Source organism: Hoyosella subflava DQS3-9A1 (assembly GCF_000214175.1).
Taxonomy (GTDB): domain Bacteria; phylum Actinomycetota; class Actinomycetes; order Mycobacteriales; family Mycobacteriaceae; genus Hoyosella; species Hoyosella subflava.
The window spans coordinates 223009-239688 of sequence record NC_015564.1 but is presented as its reverse complement, the minus strand read 5'-3'; the positions used below and the strand labels follow the sequence as shown (position 1 = coordinate 239688).

Sequence of the window (16680 nt, the reverse complement as noted above, 5' to 3'; positions counted from 1 at the left end):
GCGCACGAGACCGCCCAGTCGAACTAGCCTCTTCCCATGGCCAAGGGGAACACACCCGGAGACCCCGGAGAAGTAGCGCGCGCACCGATCACTGCGCGCGGCAAGCTCGCCCTGCGTGCGGCGCGATCGGCGTCGTGGGCGTCACGCAGATCAGGGCGGGGCGCGGGAAACATGATCGGCGGTCTGATAGCGCTCAAAATCGACAAGTCGATCATGAAGCAGCTTGCGAGTTACCGCCGGACAGTGCTGATTTCAGGGACCAACGGCAAGTCGACAACCACGCGAATGACGTCCGCCGCGCTATCCGAACTTGGCGAAGTCGCCACGAACACCGATGGCGCGAACATGGATGCGGGCATTGTCGCCGCGTTCAATCAGAATCTCCACGCACCACTTGCAGCCATCGAGGTCGATGAACTTCATCTCCCCCATGTCTCGGACTTCACCAGCCCCAGAGCGATCATTCTGCTGAACCTGTCCCGGGACCAGCTCGATCGCGTTGGCGAAATCAACATGATCGAGCGGCGGCTTCGTGCCGGACTGGAACGTCACCCTGAGGCAGTTGTTGTTGCGAACTGCGACGACGTTCTGGTGACGTCAGCCGCCTACGATTGTCAGAACGTCGTGTGGGTCGCTGCGGGCAACAGCTGGGTCGGGGACTCGGTAAGTTGCCCGCGCACAGGTGAACCGATCGCGCGCGATGGCACCGACTGGCGCAGTACCGGCAGCGACTTCCGCCGTCCGGCGCCGCACTGGTGGGTTGACGATGACCATCTTTACGGGCCAGACGGTGTCAAGGTACCGATGAGCTTATCGCTGCCCGGCCGCGCCAACCGCGGCAATGCAGCTCAGGCTGTTGCGGCTGCCGTCGCAATGGGGGTAGCGCCCGACGCTGCCGTCGCGGCCGTCTCCGGTGTGCGTGAGGTCGCAGGCCGGTACAGCACAGTTCAAGTTGGCTCGCACAACGTGCGGATGCTGCTGGCGAAGAACCCCGCCGGCTGGCAGGAAGCGCTGTCGATGATCGATCACAGCGTTGATGGCCTCGTGATCGCGGTAAACGGGCAGGTACCCGACGGGGAGGACCTGTCGTGGCTGTGGGACGTGCGCTTCGAGCATTTTGAGGGCATTCAGGTCGTCGCGGCCGGGGAGCGCGGCACGGACCTGGGGGTTCGCCTCACCTACGCAGGTGTCGAGCACACGCTGATCAAAGACCCAATTGCTGCCATCCGGTCATGCCCGCCTGGCCGGGTTGAAGTGCTCGCGAACTACACGGCATTCCTGGGGCTGAACAGGGCTATCGAACGGGAGGTGGCACGTGGCTGAGTCGACGGTGCGGATCGGTCTTGTGCTGCCCGACGTCATGGGCACCTACGGCGACGGCGGTAATGCGCTCATCCTGCGTCAGCGGATGCGGATGCGTGGGATCGACGCGGAAATCGTGGAGATTACGCTCGACGATGAGGTTCCTGAGTCGCTCGATATGTACACCCTCGGCGGCGCCGAAGACTACGCGCAGCGGCTCGCTACACGGCATCTGAACCGTTATCCCGGCTTGCAGCGCGCCGCCGAGCGCGGCGCGCCAGTGCTCGCGATTTGTGCAGCTATCCAAGTCCTAGGCCACTGGTACGAGACCTCCTCGGGCGAGCGCGTTGACGGTGTCTCGATGCTGGACGCGACGACATCGCCGCAAGATGTGCGCGCTATCGGAGAGGTGATCAGTACACCTGTGGCGGACGGCTTGACCGCGCCGCTAACGGGTTTCGAGAATCACCGCGGGGGTACCACACTCGGTCCCCAGGCAGCTCCGCTGGGCCGGGTGACGTACGGCGTCGGGAACGGTGTGGGTGACGGATTCGAAGGCGCAGTTCAAGGGTCCGTCATTGGCACCTACATGCACGGTCCGGCGCTCGCTCGCAATCCGGAACTCGCAGACCTGATCATCCAGCGCGCGCTTGGCGTCGAGGAACTCACACCGCTGCCACTCGACGAGGTCGCGCAGTTACGCAAGGAACGGCTCGCCGTCGCGAAATAGTCAAGCCCTGACGGGCACGATCGGTTTGTAGTTGACACTCGAATACGTCGTGAACTACATAACGTTCAAGCGATAGAGCCGGGCGATTCGCCTGCGATGACGTCACATCGCGCCCGTGTTCCGTCGACGGGAAACCACCCGCGCTCGAACGCCTGCCAGTCCTGCAGGGGCGCACGACACGCCTCGCCATCCCGTGCTACAGCGGCTTCGAGCCGCGCGGCCGCATCCCCCCACTCGACCCAGACGGCGACGGATAGCCTTCCCGCGACTGACCGGCGCGCGCTCGACACACCCTCGATTAGGAGCACGTCGGGCGGGGGCACATCAACGAACGGCCCGGGGACCGGGAGGCCGCCAGCCCATCGAATCGCCTGATAGCGCCCGTCCGCACCCCGTTCGATTGGGTTAAGGACCCCGGCCTCAAGCATCGGCCACCATGCAGCGGGACGATCCCAAGTGGCGAAGTCGTCGCAGGGGATAACCGCAACGAACATGCCTCTGCGATTCAGTTCGTTCGAGAGTGCTTGCGAGAACACCGTCTTTCCGGAGCCTGATGGCCCGTCGATCGCCCCGAGACGCACGGCACCGAGCTTGGGAGCTCGCCGCGACACCACATCAGCCGCCCTAGTCAAAGCGTCTTCATCGAGACCACGGTCCCCGCGCACTCTCACAATGCGCGGCGCCCGGATAGCGCCCGGCCAAGCGTCAGTTCGTCCGCGAACTCCAGGTCCCCACCCATGGGCAGACCCGATGCGAGACGCGTCACGGAGAGACCCGGGAAGCCCCGCAACATCCGCACTAGGTACGTTGCTGTTGCTTCGCCTTCGGTGTTCGGATCTGTCGCAATGATGACCTCAGTGACCTCGACGGCGTCGTCACCCTCGGGCACTTGCCCCCCGATGCGCGCGAGGAGCTCACGGATCCGCAATTGGTCCGGGCCCACCCCGGAAAGCGGATCAAGCGCGCCGCCGAGGACGTGGTAGACGCCCTTGAACTCGCGCGTCCGCTCGACCGCCTGGACATCCTTCGGCTCCTCCACGACACAAATCATGGTGCGGTCCCGGCGCGAATCAGAACAGATCCGGCATTTCTCGTGCTCCGCGACCGTGCCGCACACAACACAGAACTGCACTCCATCGCGGATGCGCTGGAGTGCGTCCTGCAATCGCACAATCTGGGCGCGATCTGCCGTGAGGAGATGAAACGCGATGCGCTGGGCGCTCTTCGGTCCGATCCCGGGCAACTTGCCCAGTTCGTCGATGAGGTCCTGAACTGGTCCTTCGTACACGCGTCCTCTGCCTCAGAAAGGCAGCCCGGGAATACCGGAGCCTCCACCCATCCCGGACGCAAACGGTCCGAGTGCGTCTGCCGCGAGACTTTGCGCATTCTGGCTGGCATCCCTGATCGCCCCGACCACGAGATCCTGAAGCGTCTCGACGTCATCAGGATCTACGACCTTGGGATCGATCGTGATATCGATGATCTCGCCAGTGCCTGTGATTTTCGCGGTCACCAGGCCGCCACCGGCCTGGCCCTCAACCTCGGTCGCCGCGATTTTCTCCTGGGCCTCCATGAGCTGCTGCTGCATCGCTTGGGCCTGCTGGATGATCGCCTGCATGTCAGGCGCACCATCTGGTTGCATGAGAGGTCCTTTCACGTTGAGGACTGCCAGAAACCGGCAGTCGTGCTACCAGGGTAGTGGCCGCATAGCAGCGCCGGGCACACGACTTACTGCTTTTCCACGTCGGCTTTCAGGTTGGCGAGCACCTCAGCCTGGATTTTTTTGAGTCCAAGCGGCGCGAATGTCTTCTCGAAGAACCCGCCGATCCCTCCAGCACCATTCCACTCGGTCCTTGTGGTGACCTCACTGCCGCTGGCCGAGGGAGCCACACTCCACGTCGTCACCAGCGAGGAATTGACGTCGCGCTCAATAATTGTCGTGCCGTCGATGCTCACGGCAGCCTTGATGTCGCGTGAACGCTTGGATGTTGCCTGCAGTATCCACTGCGCGATCGTGCCTTCACCGTGGCCGCCCTCGAGGACGCGGTAGTCACGATAGTGCCCCGACAGAATTCTCGGGCGCACTGTTTCGTAGTCAGCGAGGGCACTGAAGACCGTGTCGACGGGTGCCGCGATCGTGATCGAACTTGACGCGCTGACCTGTGCCATTGAGTTTGTGTCCTTTCGGCATACACCAAGTTTGCTTCTCGAGCAGTGTCCATCCTGCCCTATCTCGCGGAAAGTTCACCCGCGGGCAACATCTCGGTCGCCCCGCCCGCGTCAAGATCGGGCTATCGTCGATAGTGTGCGGAGCCTTCGACTGCCTACCGGATCGACGCGCCTGATGACGCCTGAAGCTAGTGCGGCGGCGCACGCCGCTGCGGTGGATCGCCTCATCCATAGCTATCGGGCGATTCCTGATGACGCGCCGGTGCGGCTGGCGAAGAAGACGTCAAACCTATTCCGCCACAGGGAAAAGACTTCTGCTCCTGGGCTTGACGTATCCGGCCTGGCTCGCGTGATTGGGATCGACTCAGACACTCGCACTGCCGACGTTGGCGGCATGTGCACATACGAGGACCTTGTCGCGGCGACGCTCGAATACGATCTGGTCCCCCTGGTCGTCCCGCAACTCAAAACGATCACTCTCGGCGGCGCGGTGACGGGCCTGGGAATTGAGTCCACCTCGTTCCGCAATGGGCTTCCCCATGAATCTGTTCTCGAAATGGATATCCTGACGGGCGCCGGGGAGGTCGTCACGGCCGGCCCGGAAGGCCCCCATAGCGATTTGTACTGGGGGTTTCCGAATTCGTACGGCACGCTCGGCTATGCGACGCGCCTGCGCATCGAACTAGAACCGGTCGAGCCGTACGTCGAACTCAGGCACCTGCGGTTCACTAGCCTCGATGAGCTTCAGGAGACACTTGACACCGTTTCGTACGAACACACGTATGACGGGGAACCCGTTCATTACGTCGATGGAGTCATGTTCTCAGCCACGGAAAGCTACCTCACGCTTGGCCGTCAGACGAGCGAACCCGGCCCGGTCAGCGACTACACCGGAAACCAGATCTACTACCGTTCAATACAGCACGGTGGCGCTGAAACTCCCGTCGTCGACCGGATGACCATTCATGACTATCTATGGCGCTGGGATACTGACTGGTTCTGGTGCTCGCGTGCCTTCGGAACGCAACACCCAGTGGTCCGGAGATTCTGGCCACGCCGCTATCGCCGCAGCAGCTTCTACTGGAAGCTGATCGCGCTTGACCGCCAGGTTGGGCTCGCGGACTTCATCGAACAACGGAAGGGCAACCTCCCCCGGGAACGCGTAGTCCAGGACATCGAGGTCCCGATCGAGAACACTGCGAGCTTCTTGCGGTGGTTCTTGGCGAACGTGCCGATCGAGCCGGTATGGCTATGCCCGCTGCGCCTGCGAAAAACACGCAGCCCCGGCCTGCCTTCGCCGACGTCCCCGGCTTCACGCCCATGGCCCCTCTATCCGCTCGAGCCTCAGCGCACATACGTCAATGTTGGCTTCTGGTCAGCGGTGCCGGTCGTGGCCGGCCAGCCCGAGGGGCACACCAACCGGATGATCGAGAACGAAGTCGATCGCCTTGACGGTCACAAATCGCTGTACTCAGATGCGTTTTACGAGCGAAAAGAGTTTGACGCGCTGTACGGCGGCGATACCTATAGAGAACTCAAAGAGACCTACGACCCAAACAGCCGGTTACTTGATCTCTATGCAAAGGCGGTGCAAGGACGATGAAGGCAGTGTTGACGGCGTTTACGGCTCCCCAACTCGAAAGGATGAACGTCGCTGAGATACTCAGCGCGGTACTCGGGCGAGATTTCCCGATCCGGTTCACTGCGTACGACGGCAGCGCGCTCGGCCCCGAAACCGCCCGCTACGGCTTGCACCTCACGACGCCGCGCGGGCTGACCTACCTCGCTACCGCGCCCGGTGATCTCGGGCTCGCACGCGCGTACGTGTCCGGCGACCTCGAGGTCAGTGGGGTTCATCAGGGTGACCCGTACGAGATAATGAAGATCCTCGCGCATGACGTCCGGGTGCGGCGGCCCTCGCCAGCAACGATCGCTTCGATCATGCGGTCCCTCGGCTGGGAACGCTTGCGACCGGTCGCGCCGCCCCCGCAAGAGAACATGCCCCGTTGGCGCCGGATGGCCCTTGGCCTGCTGCACTCGAAGAGCCGTGATGCTGCGGCAATCCACCATCATTACGACGTGTCGAACGAGTTTTACGAGCACATCCTCGGCCCGTCGATGACGTACACATGCGCGGCCTACCCCAGCGCAGACAGTTCCCTGGAGGAAGCACAGGACAACAAGTACCGACTCGTCTTCGAGAAACTTGGCCTGAAAGCCGGGGATCGCCTGCTTGACGTCGGGTGCGGGTGGGGCGGCATGGTGCGGTTCGCCGCTAAGCGCGGCGTTCATGTCATCGGTGCGACATTGTCCCGCAAACAGGCGGAATGGGCTCAGAAGATGATTGCCCATGAAGGATTGGGCGATCTGGCGGAAGTCCGTTTCTGCGACTACCGCGATGTCACAGAGGCGGGCTTCGACGCAGTGTCGTCGATCGGCCTCACTGAACACATCGGTTTGGCGAACTACCCGTCGTACTTCGGCTTCCTGAAGGACAAGTTGCGGCCAGGCGGACGACTGCTGAACCATTGCATCACTCGCCCGAACAACCTTCAAAGCAACCGCGCAGGTGACTTCATTGACCGGTACGTTTTCCCTGACGGAGAGCTCGCCGGACCTGGCTTCATCATTTCAGCTGTCCACGACGCCGGTTTCGAGGTGCGGCACGAAGAGAACCTCCGCGAGCACTACGCACTGACGCTGCGGGACTGGAACCGCAACCTCGCTCGCGACTGGGACGCGTGTGTGCACGCCTCCGACGAGGGCACCGCCCGCGTCTGGGGACTGTACATTTCCGGTTCACGAGTCGCGTTTGAAACGAACTCGATTCAGCTGCACCAGGTCCTGGCGGTCAAAACCGCGCGGAATGGCGAAGCGCAGGTCCCGTTGGGTCAGTGGTGGACCCGCTGAGTCATTCGATACGGCGCGCGCCGAGTTCGGACGTCAGCAGCTCGATGGCGAGTTCCTCCGGGTCGCGTCGCGGTGAGCTGTCCGAGTCGTCGATTCCGGAGGCTTCCGCGCGGCGAGCTTCTTCGAGCAGTGCATCCTCATCGTCGGGTGCAGCTACGGGCTGAACAGGTCCTTGCCCAACGGCGCTTGGGGGTCCTGAGTTGTGCGGCCCTGGATCCTCCGGGTAGCCCGGATCGTCGGGCGGCGGGATGTCATCGCCGCCCGGGGCTGGGGTGTGTCGCTCGCGTGACGCCTGCCCAGGCGCAGTTTGCGGCGGCTTCTGCTCTGTCCGCCCTGAGGACGCCGCTGATTTGCGCACGAAACGCGGGCGGTCGTTCGGCGGGCTGGACTGGTTCCGTTCCTGTGGAGTCGGCGGTTTTTTGGCTGCCTGGCCCAGAGCTTCGGCTCCCCAAACGAGCTCACATTCAGTTCCGAGCGTCTCCCGGAACGCCTCCAGCACGATCCCGGCGCTGCGCGCTTCACGCAATCGGCCCATCAGCGCCGGTGTTTCGTGGCTCAGCATGATTGAGTTGCCGCGCACACCCGTGACTTTCGCCCCGGACAGCATGACTTCCACAATCTTGCTCTTCGCGCGAACATTCGCACAGATTTTGCCCCACGCGGCTTCCACTACCGACACCGAAAGCCCCGGGTGGGCATCGCTCTCGGCTGGGGCGGGCGTTGCCTGGGCTTCGTCGGCGGCGGCAGGCGAGGCCACTTCAGTTGGGCGCGACGGTGGGGCCGGCGCTTCGCTGGCTGGCTCCGGGGCCGCGCGGACAACCGGGGGCGCGGAAGCCTCCGCCTTGGGTGTCGGCGGCGCCGGAGGTGCGCTGGCCTCAGGTGTCTTCTCAGGGACGCCCGTGGTGGCGGCCTCACTCGGAGCTTCGTTGGGAGCGGCCTCCTTGGGCCGCTGAGATGGCCGCTCGAAGACTGGGGATCCGGGTTGAGCCTGACCCGCCGGAGCGCCTGCCTGAGCGGACTGAGCCGCCGTGGGTGTCCCCCGCTCAAGGCGCTCAAGGCGCTGCAACAACGCGGAATCCGTGGCGGAAGCAGCGGGCAGCAGCATCCGCGCGCAGAGCACCTCGAGGAGGAGCCTGGGCGCGGTCGCACCCCGCATCTCCGAGAGGCCCGCGTGTAGCAACTCCGCGTACCGCGCCAGTGTCGCCGGCCCTATCCGTTCGACATCGCTGAGCATCCGCCCACGACCATCGGCAGGGGCGTCAACAAGCCCGTTCGTCAGCGCATCTGGCACTGCCTGCACCAGAATGAGGTCGCGTATCCGTTCGAGGAGATCGGCGGTGAAGCGGCGCGGATCGAAGCCCGCGTCCATGACGTCGTTGATCGTGCCGAATAACGCGGCACCGTCCGAATTGGCGAGCCCATCCACTGCGGCATCGATGAGGGAAGAGTCCGTGATGCCAAGCAGCGAAACTGCCCTATCGTAGGCGACACCGGCCTCGCCCGCTCCAGCAATCAGCTGGTCAAGAACCGAAAGCGTGTCACGCGGGGAACCTCCACCCGCACGAATAACCAGCGGAAACACTGTGTCCTGGACATGCACGTTCTCGCTGGCGCAGATGCGTTCCACCAGGCCGCGCATTACCGGCGGTGGCAGCAGCCTGAAGGGGTAATGGTGTGTGCGGGACTTGATCGTCGGAAGTACCTTTTCCGGCTCGGTTGTGGCGAAGATAAAGATCAGGTGCTCGGGTGGTTCTTCCACGATTTTCAGGAGCGCGTTGAACCCCGCATTGGTGACCATATGCGCCTCGTCAACGATGAACACGCGGTAGCGGGACTCCGCAGGGGCGTAGAACGCGCGATCTCGCAGCTCACGCGTGTCATCCACGCCGCCATGACTGGCCGCGTCGAGCTCGATCACGTCGAGGTTCCCTGGCCCGCCTGGCCCGAGAGCGACGCACGAATTACAGGTACCGCACGGCGTGGCGGTGGGGCCGTGCTCACAGTTCAGGGAGCGAGCGAGGATGCGCGCTGAGGAAGTCTTTCCGCAGCCACGCGGACCCGAAAAGAGGTAAGCGTGGTTGATCCGGCCGGCATTAAGCGCAGCACTGAGCGGCTCAGTCACGTGCTCCTGGCCGACAACTTCAGCGAACGTCGCGGGACGGTATTTGCGGTATAGCGCCACGCGGCCAGAGTACCGGTCAGCTCTGACTAAGGTGTCCTCGCGCCGCGGCTCCGAGCACGGCACAATGGCCAGCAGGTAACCCCAATGCCGGGGACTACAGGAGGTAGCCAGTGGCCAGCGAAGGTACACACGCATCGAGTGCGCTTGATCGACTTTCTCCGTTTCTCGACGACGGCCGTATCGCGGACGGTGTGATCGGCAGGCCACGCCTCGTGAACGGGTACGTCGATGTTCTGCCTGACAGTCCTGAAGATGACTCAAAGTCGCTGGCCCAGCGCACCATGGAGTTCCCTCTGCTCGCACCGATCTATGAGCACATCTGGAGGCCGGCCGGTGTGCTCGCGTTCATGGGTTTCAATCTCCAGCACTTTCGCGAGGAACGCGAAAAGACAGTGCAGGCTCTGCATCTCTCCGGGGATCAGACAGTCCTCGACATCGCGTGCGGCCCCGGCAACTTCACCGCAACTTTCGCCGACGCGCTGAGCCCTGGCGGGCTCGCGATCGGTCTCGATATTTCGCGTCCTATGCTGCGGAAAGCGGTGGAAACCAACAGCCACCCGAATGCGGTATATCTCCGCGGTGACGCCACAAGCCTGCCATTCCCAGATGCAGCGCTCGACGCGGTTACCTGCTACGCCGCGCTCTACCTGATCCCAGACCCTTTCACCGTGCTCGACGAGATGATGCGGGTGCTCAAACCGGGCGGGCGAATTTCCGTGATGGCGAGCCGCGCATCCGAGTATCCCGCGATCCGTCGAGCACAACGGCGCGTCCTAGGACTGACCGGGTTGCGGATGTTCGACATCAATGCGTTCACGGATTACTTCCGCTCCTCCGGACTCACCGAGATCACGCAGGAAATATACGGTGTGGTGCAATATGTGCACGGGATGAAGCCGACGGGCTAGGTATCAGGCTTCCGGGCTCTCGGAGAGCTTCTTCTCCGCCGCGGCGAGCAGCACGCAGGTCGCGACACCATCCATCGCAGCGCGCAGGTCGTCCATCGAGGGGAAACTTGGTGCGAGACGAATGTTGCGGTCGTTCGGGTCCCTGCCGTAGGGAAAGGCTGACCCTGCGGCAGTCAGCGCAATTCCTGCTTCCTTCGCCAGCTGGATCGTCCGCTTCGCCGTTCCATCCATGACGTCGAGACTGATGAAGTATCCGCCTTCAGGTTCGGTCCACGTCGCGACCTTCGACTCACTGAGCCGTTCGTCGAGAATATCGAGTACCGCCTGGAATTTGGGCGCGAGTATGGCGCGATGCCGGGCCATGTGTGCACGGACGCCGGAAGCATCCTTGAAGAACCTCAGGTGACGGAGCTGGTTGATCTTGTCCGGGCCGATGGAGGCCTTGCCGAGGCTGTTCTTGTACCAGGCAATGTTCTCGTCGGAGCCACCGAAAAAGCTGACTCCAGCGCCCGCGAAGGTGATCTTCGACGTGGACGCGAAGATCAGCGGTCGATTCGGGAAGCCCGCTTCCGAGGCCATGCCCAGAATGTCGTAGACCGGCGCGTCCCTCTCTGTCAGCGGATGGACCGCGTAAGCGTTGTCCCAGTAAATCCGGAAGTCCGGGGCACCGGTGGGCATCGATGCCAGCTGTTGAGTGACCTCTTCTGAAAAGACAGCCCCGGTTGGGTTCGAATAGATGGGAACGGCCCACAGTCCCTTGACTTGGGGATCGTTGACGAACTCGGTGACCACATCCATATCGGGGCCGTCAGCCAGCATCGGAACCGGAACCATCTCGATTCCGTAGTGCTCACAAATCGCGAAGTGCCGATCGTAGCCAGGGCTTGGGCACAGGAATTTGATCCCCGGTTCAGCTGACCACGGCCGGACAGAATCCGGATTGCCCGTGAGAAGCTGGAAGGCAATCGTGTCATGCATGATCTCGAGGCTGGCGTTGTTGCCTGCCAACAGGTTCGACACCGGCATACCCAGAAGTTCAGCGAAAATCGCGCGCAATTCGGGCAGTCCGTCGAGCCCACCGTAGTTGCGGCAATCCGTGCCCTTGCCGTCCCGGTAGTCCGGCCCCGGCAGGGACAGTAGCTCACCCGCGAGGTCGAGTTGCTCGGGAGAAGGCTTGCCTCGGGTCAGATCGAGTGTGAAATTCTTCGCCTTGAGTGCTGAATACAGGTCCTTCAGCTTGTCTGCCTCGTTTTGCAGTTCGTCACGGCTAAGGGTCTCGATCGACACCATGTATGGCCCCGCCTCTCACGAAGAAGTTGGGGGACCCCGCGCACCCGTCAGAGCCCGTTGACCCTTGCTGCCTTCCGGCCCTGGGGGGATTCACAGGATGCACGCCACGCGGGATCCACGGGACAGTGTAGCGGGTCGCTGACTCCCGCGCAGAACCCCCTCATAGAAGTGTCGCTCTCCGCCTCCGCAGCGCGGGCCTTGCAGCGAGTTTGCATTCGAGGCCCGCCAAACCGGTATCATTCCCCGTGGAGGATTCGCCTAGCGGCCTATGGCGCTCGCCTGGAACGCGAGTTGGGTTAACAGCCCTCAGGGGTTCAAATCCCCTATCCTCCGCCAGATGCGCGAGTGGACCCCCGGTAAGCAAAGCAGACCGGGGGTTCACTCGTCCCAGCCGGAAACGCAGGGGTGGCTCGCTGGAACAATGAAGACAGATTTCAAGAAAACCCTCGACTCGTACAAAGCGCGCCACCACACGTTCCGGATCGTCGACGTACCCCCGTTGCAGTACCTCATGGCCGACGGACACGGCGATCCGAACACCGCGACGGAGTACGCCGACGCTATCGCGGCGTTGTACCCGGTCGCCTACAAACTCAAGTTCGCCAGCAAACAGGATCTCGGCCGGGACTACGTGGTCATGCCTTTGGAAGCACTGTGGTGGGCGGCGGATATGGACGCCTTCACGGTCGAACGTGATAAGTCCCAGTGGGACTGGACGGTCATGATCATGGTGCCTGACTGGATCACTCGCGACATGTTCAACACAGCGGTCGCCAGGGTTGCCACCAGTAATCGTCCGATCAGCCTCGACAAGGTTCGCCTGGAGACGCTCCGGGAGGGCAGGTGCGTACAGACGCTCCATGTCGGTCCATACGACGACGAGACCGAGATCCTCTCGGAAATGCATCACGAGTTCATCCCGCGCTCAGGCTTGCGGATGACGGGGAAACATCACGAGATCTACTTCAGCGACTTCCGGAAGGTCGCGCCATCGAAACTGCGCACCATCCTCCGCCAGCCGGTCGGGGAAGCGTAGCCAACGATCCGTTTGGCTTCCAGGCTAGGCTTAATGAATACTATTTTCGTTATAGCCGCCGATCGTGAGGACTCCGGTGCCTGCCCTAGCCACTACTGCGATCCTTCTGCTGGCCATCGTGGGCGGCGCCACAGTAGGTCTCACCACACCTGAGTTGATCCCGGACGGCTTGATAGACGTCACGATCTTTGCGCTGCTGGTGCTGCTTTTCCTGCCAATCAGTAGCCAATCGATGCGGCGCGCGTTCCGCAATGTTCGCTTCACCGCGAGCGCGTGGCTCGCCAACTTCGTCATCGTCGCCCCTTTCGGCGCGTTGCTGGCGTGGCTTCTATTGAGTGGGCACCCAGCCGCGATCGCCGGTCTGACGATCTACTTTGCTGCGCCCTGCACTGATTGGTTTCTGGCTTTCACCAAACTTGCCGGCGGGGAAACCGCCGGTGCCGCGGCATTGATCCCCCTCAACCTCGCAACGCAAGTGGCGCTGTTTCCTGTAGTGGTCTGGCTCGTGTCGGATCACGTTTCCGGCTTTGCGATCGCCGATCTGTTCACCACGATGCTGGTGTGGTTCGCCCTGCCATTTGGCGTGGCCGCCCTCATCCGGGCGTTACTGCCGCGTGCGGGATATCGGAGAGGTGCGGAAGCGTTGCTCTCGCGACTGCCGGATGTAGGCGTGACCGTCGCGCTCGGCTTGCTTGTGTTCCAGATCTTTGCGGTGCACGCGGGAACGATCACCGGCGCACTGGCTCTCGCGCCACTGGTTCTCGCCGCAGTAGTCGCCTTCTTTGGCTTCGCCCTCGCCGTTTCACAAGTCCTCGGCCGCGCAGCAGGGCTTTCATCGCCGGAACGGACAGCGCTCACGATGACGACGAGCGCTCGCAATGCCCCACTAATGCTGGCCCTGACGATGACCACGATCCCCGACCAGCCGCTGATGTACTCGGTCATCGTCCTCGCAATGCTGGCCGAGTTTCCCCATCTCACCGCGCTCGCCTACGTCTTCCGCCGCAAGTTCGGAAGCGCACCCACCCTGGTCCCCCTGGTGCCGCGCAGGCGCAGCAACCACGCCGTTCGTTATAGATAACGATTATCGGTATCGTTGTAGGGGTGTCTTCCTCAGCTACGTCCCCACTTCCCACCGTCGACGTCCTAGTCGCGGGCGCGGGCCCAGCAGGTATCGGATGCGCCCTTGCCCTGCAGTCGGTCGACAGTCTGACCTACGGCGTCATCGAGCGCGGTGTGGTTGGCCAGTCGTACCGCGACTGGCCGCGGTGGACGCGGTTCCTTACGCCCTCCTTCACCGGCAATGCGTTCGGCGCGATTGACATCAACGCCATTCACCCCGAAACCTCACCTGCACTTTTGCTGCAGACCGACTACCCCTCAGGTGAGGCGTACTCGCATTACCTCAGCAAGCTCGTCGAACTGTTTGAGCTCCCTGTCGTCGAGAACACGATGATCGAATCGGTCGCACGCGGCGCCCGTGACGAATTCGTCGTGACAACGTCGCGCGGCCCCGTCACCGCCCGAAACCTGATTTGGGCGGGCGGCGAATTCTCGGCACCTCACATACCCGAGGTCAGCGGCGCTCACCTAGCAGTCCACAGCTCACAGCCGCGGGCCTGGGAGCCTTCAGACGGCTCACGCGTCGTTGTTATCGGCGGATACGAATCCGGCATCGACATCGCCTGCTCACTCGTGGCACGCGGCCACCACGCAACCGTCCTCGATCCCGAATCACCATGGGAAAAAACCGGTTCTGACCCGTCACTCACGCTCTCGCCCCGAACACGGCAGCGCCTCCGCGTCGCACAGGCCAGAGGTGCTCTCGACCTCGTCGGCGCGGCCGCAGCTGCGATCTCCCAGCCAAACGGCAGTTATACGGTCACGGATACCACCGGCACACACCACACCTCGACCGCACAACCAGTGCTCGCCACTGGCTACCGCCCACACCTCGGCCCTGTCCAGCACATGTTCGCGACGCGTGATGACGGGTGGCCATTGCTCAACGCCGACGACGAGTCGACTCTCCAGCCCGGCATCTTCCTCAGTGGTCCCGCAGTACGGCACAAGAATCTCCACCTCTGCTTTATCTATAAATTCCGGCAACGCTTTGCCCACGTCGCCAAAGTCATCGGTGAGCGGCTGGATCGAGATACCAGTGCCTTGCGGTCCTGGAAGCTCGCGGGAATGCTTGTCGAAGACGTCTCCTGCTGCGATAAGGAATGCGTCTGCTGACGCACGTACGATCGTCGAGTGGACAGTTCGCAGACCGCTGGTCGCGCCGGTCGTTACGCCCCCAGCCCCACTGGCGATCTCCACATCGGAAACCTCCGCACGGCGCTGCTCGCATGGCTCTTCGCGCGCTCAACGAGCCGCCGGTTTCTCATGCGTATGGAAGACCTCGATGACCGTGTCCAGCCTGAATCGGCTGACAGGCAGCTCACGGACCTCGAGTCACTCGGTCTCGACTGGGACGGCGAGGTCATCTACCAGTCCGACCGGAGAGATCGCTACAACGCGGTCGTCGAGGAACTAGCCAGTGCGGGATACACTTTCGAGTGCTACTGCTCGCGCAGAGAAATCCACGCGGCGGCGTCCGCTCCTCATGCAGCACCGGGCGCGTACCCGGGCACATGCCGCGATCTCACGGCCTCACAGCGAGAAGAAAAGCTTCGCAGCGGCAGGTCTCCGGCCGTGCGGCTTCGCAGCAGGGTCGCCGAGTACACCGTCGACGATGCGCTCCACGGCCAATTCACGGGCGTCGTGGACGATTTCGTGCTTCGCCGGGGAGACGGAACACCCGCCTACAACCTCGCTGTTGTCGTCGACGATTCCGCGTCTGGGATTGACCAGGTAGTGCGCGGCGATGACCTTCTGACGTCCGCCCCGCGCCAAAGCTACCTAGCCTCACTCCTCGGGCTCCCGATACCGCACTATGCTCATGTGCCGCTTGTCCTCGGCCCGCATCGGAAACGGCTCGCTAAGCGAGATGGTGCGATCACGATGAGTGAACTGCACATGTCGCCGCACGCGCTCGTCGGCCTGCTCGGCCGATCACTCAACCTCACCGATCGTGACCGCGCCACCCCTGCTGACCTGCTCGAAAGCTTCAGCCTGGAGCGGCTTCAGCGCCACCCCTGGGTGTTCCATCCCCGGAAACGCTAACCACTGCCTGGAGCCTTCGCGTGCACCGGACTTGTAGGGTCAGACCGATGCCAGCACTCAGAGCGCCACGCAAGCGGATCGGAGGACGCGACTCGTGACGACCCTCGAGGCGCTGATACTTGGCATCATTCAGGGCGTTTTCATGTTCGTTCCGGTCAGCTCGACGAGTCACCTTGCGCTCGCGCAGCACTGGCTGATCAGTGCCGGGTCCGGTATGCCGGCACCAGACTCGCCCGAGATGATCCTGTTCGACATCATCGTGCACGTTGGCACGCTGGTATCGATCGTGATCGTCATGCGGGAACCGCTGTTCCGCCTCCTCCGCGGACTCCTCTCCGACGCACGCACACTCGCCGACGGAGATCTCGCGGGCAGAGTGAAGAGCGGACAGCTCATGTACATCCGGCTCGCTTTGCTCGGCACGATTACGGTCATGGTGACCGGGTTCCTGGGCCTCGCGATCCGCGCATTCGGAACCGAGGTGTTCGCAACCCCGGCGCTTATCGCAGGTGCGCTGATAGCCACAGGCGCAATCCTGTGGTGGACCGACACTATTGGTCCTCGATGGCGCGGCGCCGCCCAGCTCACCGTGTGGGTGGCCGTGGCGATCGGAATCGCTCAGGCAGCGGCGCTCGTGCCGGGTTTGAGCCGCAGCGGTTTGACGATCGCGATGGCGCTGCTGCTCGGACTGCACCGGCCGCTCGCGGCGCAGTTCAGCTTCTTCGTGGCGATACCCACAATTCTGTCTGCAGCAATGCTCCAGGGATGGACCGTGATACGGGCTGAAGAATTGACCATCCACCTCGGGTCATACGCGGTCGCCTTCGTCGCGGCTGCGGTAGTAGGTGCTGTCGCGCTAGCTCTAGTTCTCAAGCTGCTGTATGCCGCCAAATTCCGATACTTCTCCGTCTACGTGTGGATACTTGCAGTCGTAGTCCTCATCGTGCAGCCAGCGACCACTCACCTATGACGATGGGGCGAATGT

Annotated in this window: 16 protein-coding genes, 1 tRNA gene and 1 other RNA gene; 11 read left to right on the top strand and 7 right to left on the bottom strand. The window is 62.8% G+C overall.

Going from position 1 to position 16680, the window contains the following annotated elements; genetic code table 11:
- Positions 1-36: 36 nt before the first annotated feature.
- Positions 37-1323 (top strand): Mur ligase family protein, encoded by a 1287-nt coding sequence (locus AS9A_RS01105; protein WP_013805037.1) that lies wholly within the window; start codon positions 37-39, stop codon positions 1321-1323.
- The gene (locus AS9A_RS01100; RefSeq protein WP_013805036.1) at positions 1316-2032 is read left to right on the top strand and encodes a type 1 glutamine amidotransferase; all 717 of its coding nucleotides are present in this window, start codon (positions 1316-1318) and stop codon (positions 2030-2032) included. The genes AS9A_RS01105 and AS9A_RS01100 overlap by 8 nt, the downstream gene beginning before the upstream one ends.
- Before the next feature lie 65 nt (positions 2033-2097).
- Here AS9A_RS01100 and AS9A_RS01095 read toward each other — a convergent pair whose 3' ends face one another.
- The 4 genes from AS9A_RS01095 to AS9A_RS01080 form a co-directional block, all read right to left on the bottom strand.
- Entirely contained in the window at positions 2098-2697 is a 600-nt protein-coding gene (locus AS9A_RS01095; RefSeq protein WP_237707860.1) for a uridine kinase family protein, read from the bottom strand.
- Between the two features lie 2 nt (positions 2698-2699).
- Complete coding sequence (recR, locus tag AS9A_RS01090; RefSeq protein ID WP_013805034.1) at positions 2700-3320, bottom strand: recombination mediator RecR; 621 nt, start codon at positions 3318-3320, stop codon at positions 2700-2702.
- A gap of 12 nt (positions 3321-3332) precedes the next feature.
- Positions 3333-3674 carry a YbaB/EbfC family nucleoid-associated protein gene (locus AS9A_RS01085; protein ID WP_013805033.1) on the bottom strand — a complete coding sequence of 114 codons (342 nt, stop codon included), beginning with the start codon at positions 3672-3674 and terminating at the stop codon, positions 3333-3335.
- An 86-nt stretch (positions 3675-3760) separates the two neighbouring features.
- Entirely contained in the window at positions 3761-4201 is a 441-nt protein-coding gene (locus AS9A_RS01080; protein WP_013805032.1) for an SRPBCC family protein, read from the bottom strand.
- 175 nt (positions 4202-4376) lie between these two features.
- On the opposite strand from AS9A_RS01080, the gene AS9A_RS01075 reads away from it, so the two are divergent.
- Together AS9A_RS01075 and AS9A_RS01070 are read left to right on the top strand one after the other, a co-directional pair.
- Entirely contained in the window at positions 4377-5804 is a 1428-nt protein-coding gene (locus tag AS9A_RS01075; RefSeq protein ID WP_013805031.1) for an FAD-binding oxidoreductase, read from the top strand.
- A complete protein-coding gene (locus tag AS9A_RS01070) occupies positions 5801-7111 on the top strand; it encodes a class I SAM-dependent methyltransferase (protein ID WP_049793627.1) in 1311 nt (436 codons plus the stop codon). The genes AS9A_RS01075 and AS9A_RS01070 overlap by 4 nt, the downstream gene beginning before the upstream one ends.
- Before the next feature lies 1 nt (position 7112).
- On the opposite strand, the gene AS9A_RS01065 is transcribed toward AS9A_RS01070, so the two are convergent.
- A complete protein-coding gene (locus tag AS9A_RS01065) occupies positions 7113-9293 on the bottom strand; it encodes a DNA polymerase III subunit gamma and tau (RefSeq protein WP_013805029.1) in 2181 nt (726 codons plus the stop codon).
- Positions 9294-9403: 110 nt separating this feature from the next.
- On the opposite strand from AS9A_RS01065, the gene AS9A_RS01060 reads away from it, so the two are divergent.
- Complete coding sequence (locus AS9A_RS01060; RefSeq protein WP_013805028.1) at positions 9404-10201, top strand: methyltransferase domain-containing protein; 798 nt, start codon at positions 9404-9406, stop codon at positions 10199-10201.
- A 3-nt stretch (positions 10202-10204) separates the two neighbouring features.
- Here the strand turns inward: AS9A_RS01060 and AS9A_RS01055 are convergent, their stop codons facing one another.
- Both AS9A_RS01055 and ffs read right to left on the bottom strand, forming a co-directional pair.
- On the bottom strand, positions 10205-11491 hold the full coding sequence (locus AS9A_RS01055; RefSeq protein ID WP_013805027.1) for an aminotransferase class I/II-fold pyridoxal phosphate-dependent enzyme: 1287 nt from the start codon (positions 11489-11491) through the stop codon (positions 10205-10207).
- 25 nt (positions 11492-11516) lie between these two features.
- An RNA gene (gene ffs, locus AS9A_RS23065) (signal recognition particle sRNA small type) lies at positions 11517-11611 on the bottom strand.
- Between the two features lie 127 nt (positions 11612-11738).
- On the opposite strand from ffs, the gene AS9A_RS01050 reads away from it, so the two are divergent.
- The 6 genes from AS9A_RS01050 (at position 11739) to AS9A_RS01025 (ending at position 16665) form a co-directional block, all read left to right on the top strand.
- Positions 11739-11827: transfer RNA gene (locus AS9A_RS01050), tRNA-Ser, on the top strand.
- Between the two features lie 85 nt (positions 11828-11912).
- A complete protein-coding gene (locus AS9A_RS01045; RefSeq protein ID WP_013805026.1) occupies positions 11913-12527 on the top strand; it encodes a GyrI-like domain-containing protein in 615 nt (204 codons plus the stop codon).
- Positions 12528-12603: 76 nt separating this feature from the next.
- Positions 12604-13608: an arsenic resistance protein gene (locus tag AS9A_RS01040; protein WP_013805025.1), complete on the top strand. Its 1005-nt coding sequence runs from the start codon at positions 12604-12606 to the stop codon at positions 13606-13608.
- A 23-nt stretch (positions 13609-13631) separates the two neighbouring features.
- Complete coding sequence (locus tag AS9A_RS01035) at positions 13632-14765, top strand: NAD(P)/FAD-dependent oxidoreductase (protein ID WP_013805024.1); 1134 nt, start codon at positions 13632-13634, stop codon at positions 14763-14765.
- Positions 14766-14783: 18 nt separating this feature from the next.
- A complete protein-coding gene (gene gluQRS, locus AS9A_RS01030; RefSeq protein ID WP_013805023.1) occupies positions 14784-15695 on the top strand; it encodes a tRNA glutamyl-Q(34) synthetase GluQRS in 912 nt (303 codons plus the stop codon).
- A 94-nt stretch (positions 15696-15789) separates the two neighbouring features.
- Positions 15790-16665: an undecaprenyl-diphosphate phosphatase gene (locus AS9A_RS01025; protein WP_013805022.1), complete on the top strand. Its 876-nt coding sequence runs from the start codon at positions 15790-15792 to the stop codon at positions 16663-16665.
- Positions 16666-16680 lie beyond the last annotated feature (15 nt).

Bases quoted from the DNA above. Each gene is read 5' to 3' on its own strand.
- AS9A_RS01055 (WP_013805027.1), bottom strand. From the start codon at position 11,491: ATGGTGTCGATCGAGACCCTTAGCCGTGACGAACTGCAAAACGAGGCA.
- AS9A_RS01070 (WP_049793627.1), top strand. From the start codon at position 5,801: ATGAAGGCAGTGTTGACGGCGTTTACGGCTCCCCAACTCGAAAGGATG.
- AS9A_RS01045 (WP_013805026.1), top strand. From the start codon at position 11,913: ATGAAGACAGATTTCAAGAAAACCCTCGACTCGTACAAAGCGCGCCAC.
- AS9A_RS01085 (WP_013805033.1), bottom strand. From the start codon at position 3,674: ATGCAACCAGATGGTGCGCCTGACATGCAGGCGATCATCCAGCAGGCC.
- AS9A_RS01075 (WP_013805031.1), top strand. From the start codon at position 4,377: ATGACGCCTGAAGCTAGTGCGGCGGCGCACGCCGCTGCGGTGGATCGC.
- AS9A_RS01080 (WP_013805032.1), bottom strand. From the start codon at position 4,201: ATGGCACAGGTCAGCGCGTCAAGTTCGATCACGATCGCGGCACCCGTC.
- AS9A_RS01105 (WP_013805037.1), top strand. From the start codon at position 37: ATGGCCAAGGGGAACACACCCGGAGACCCCGGAGAAGTAGCGCGCGCA.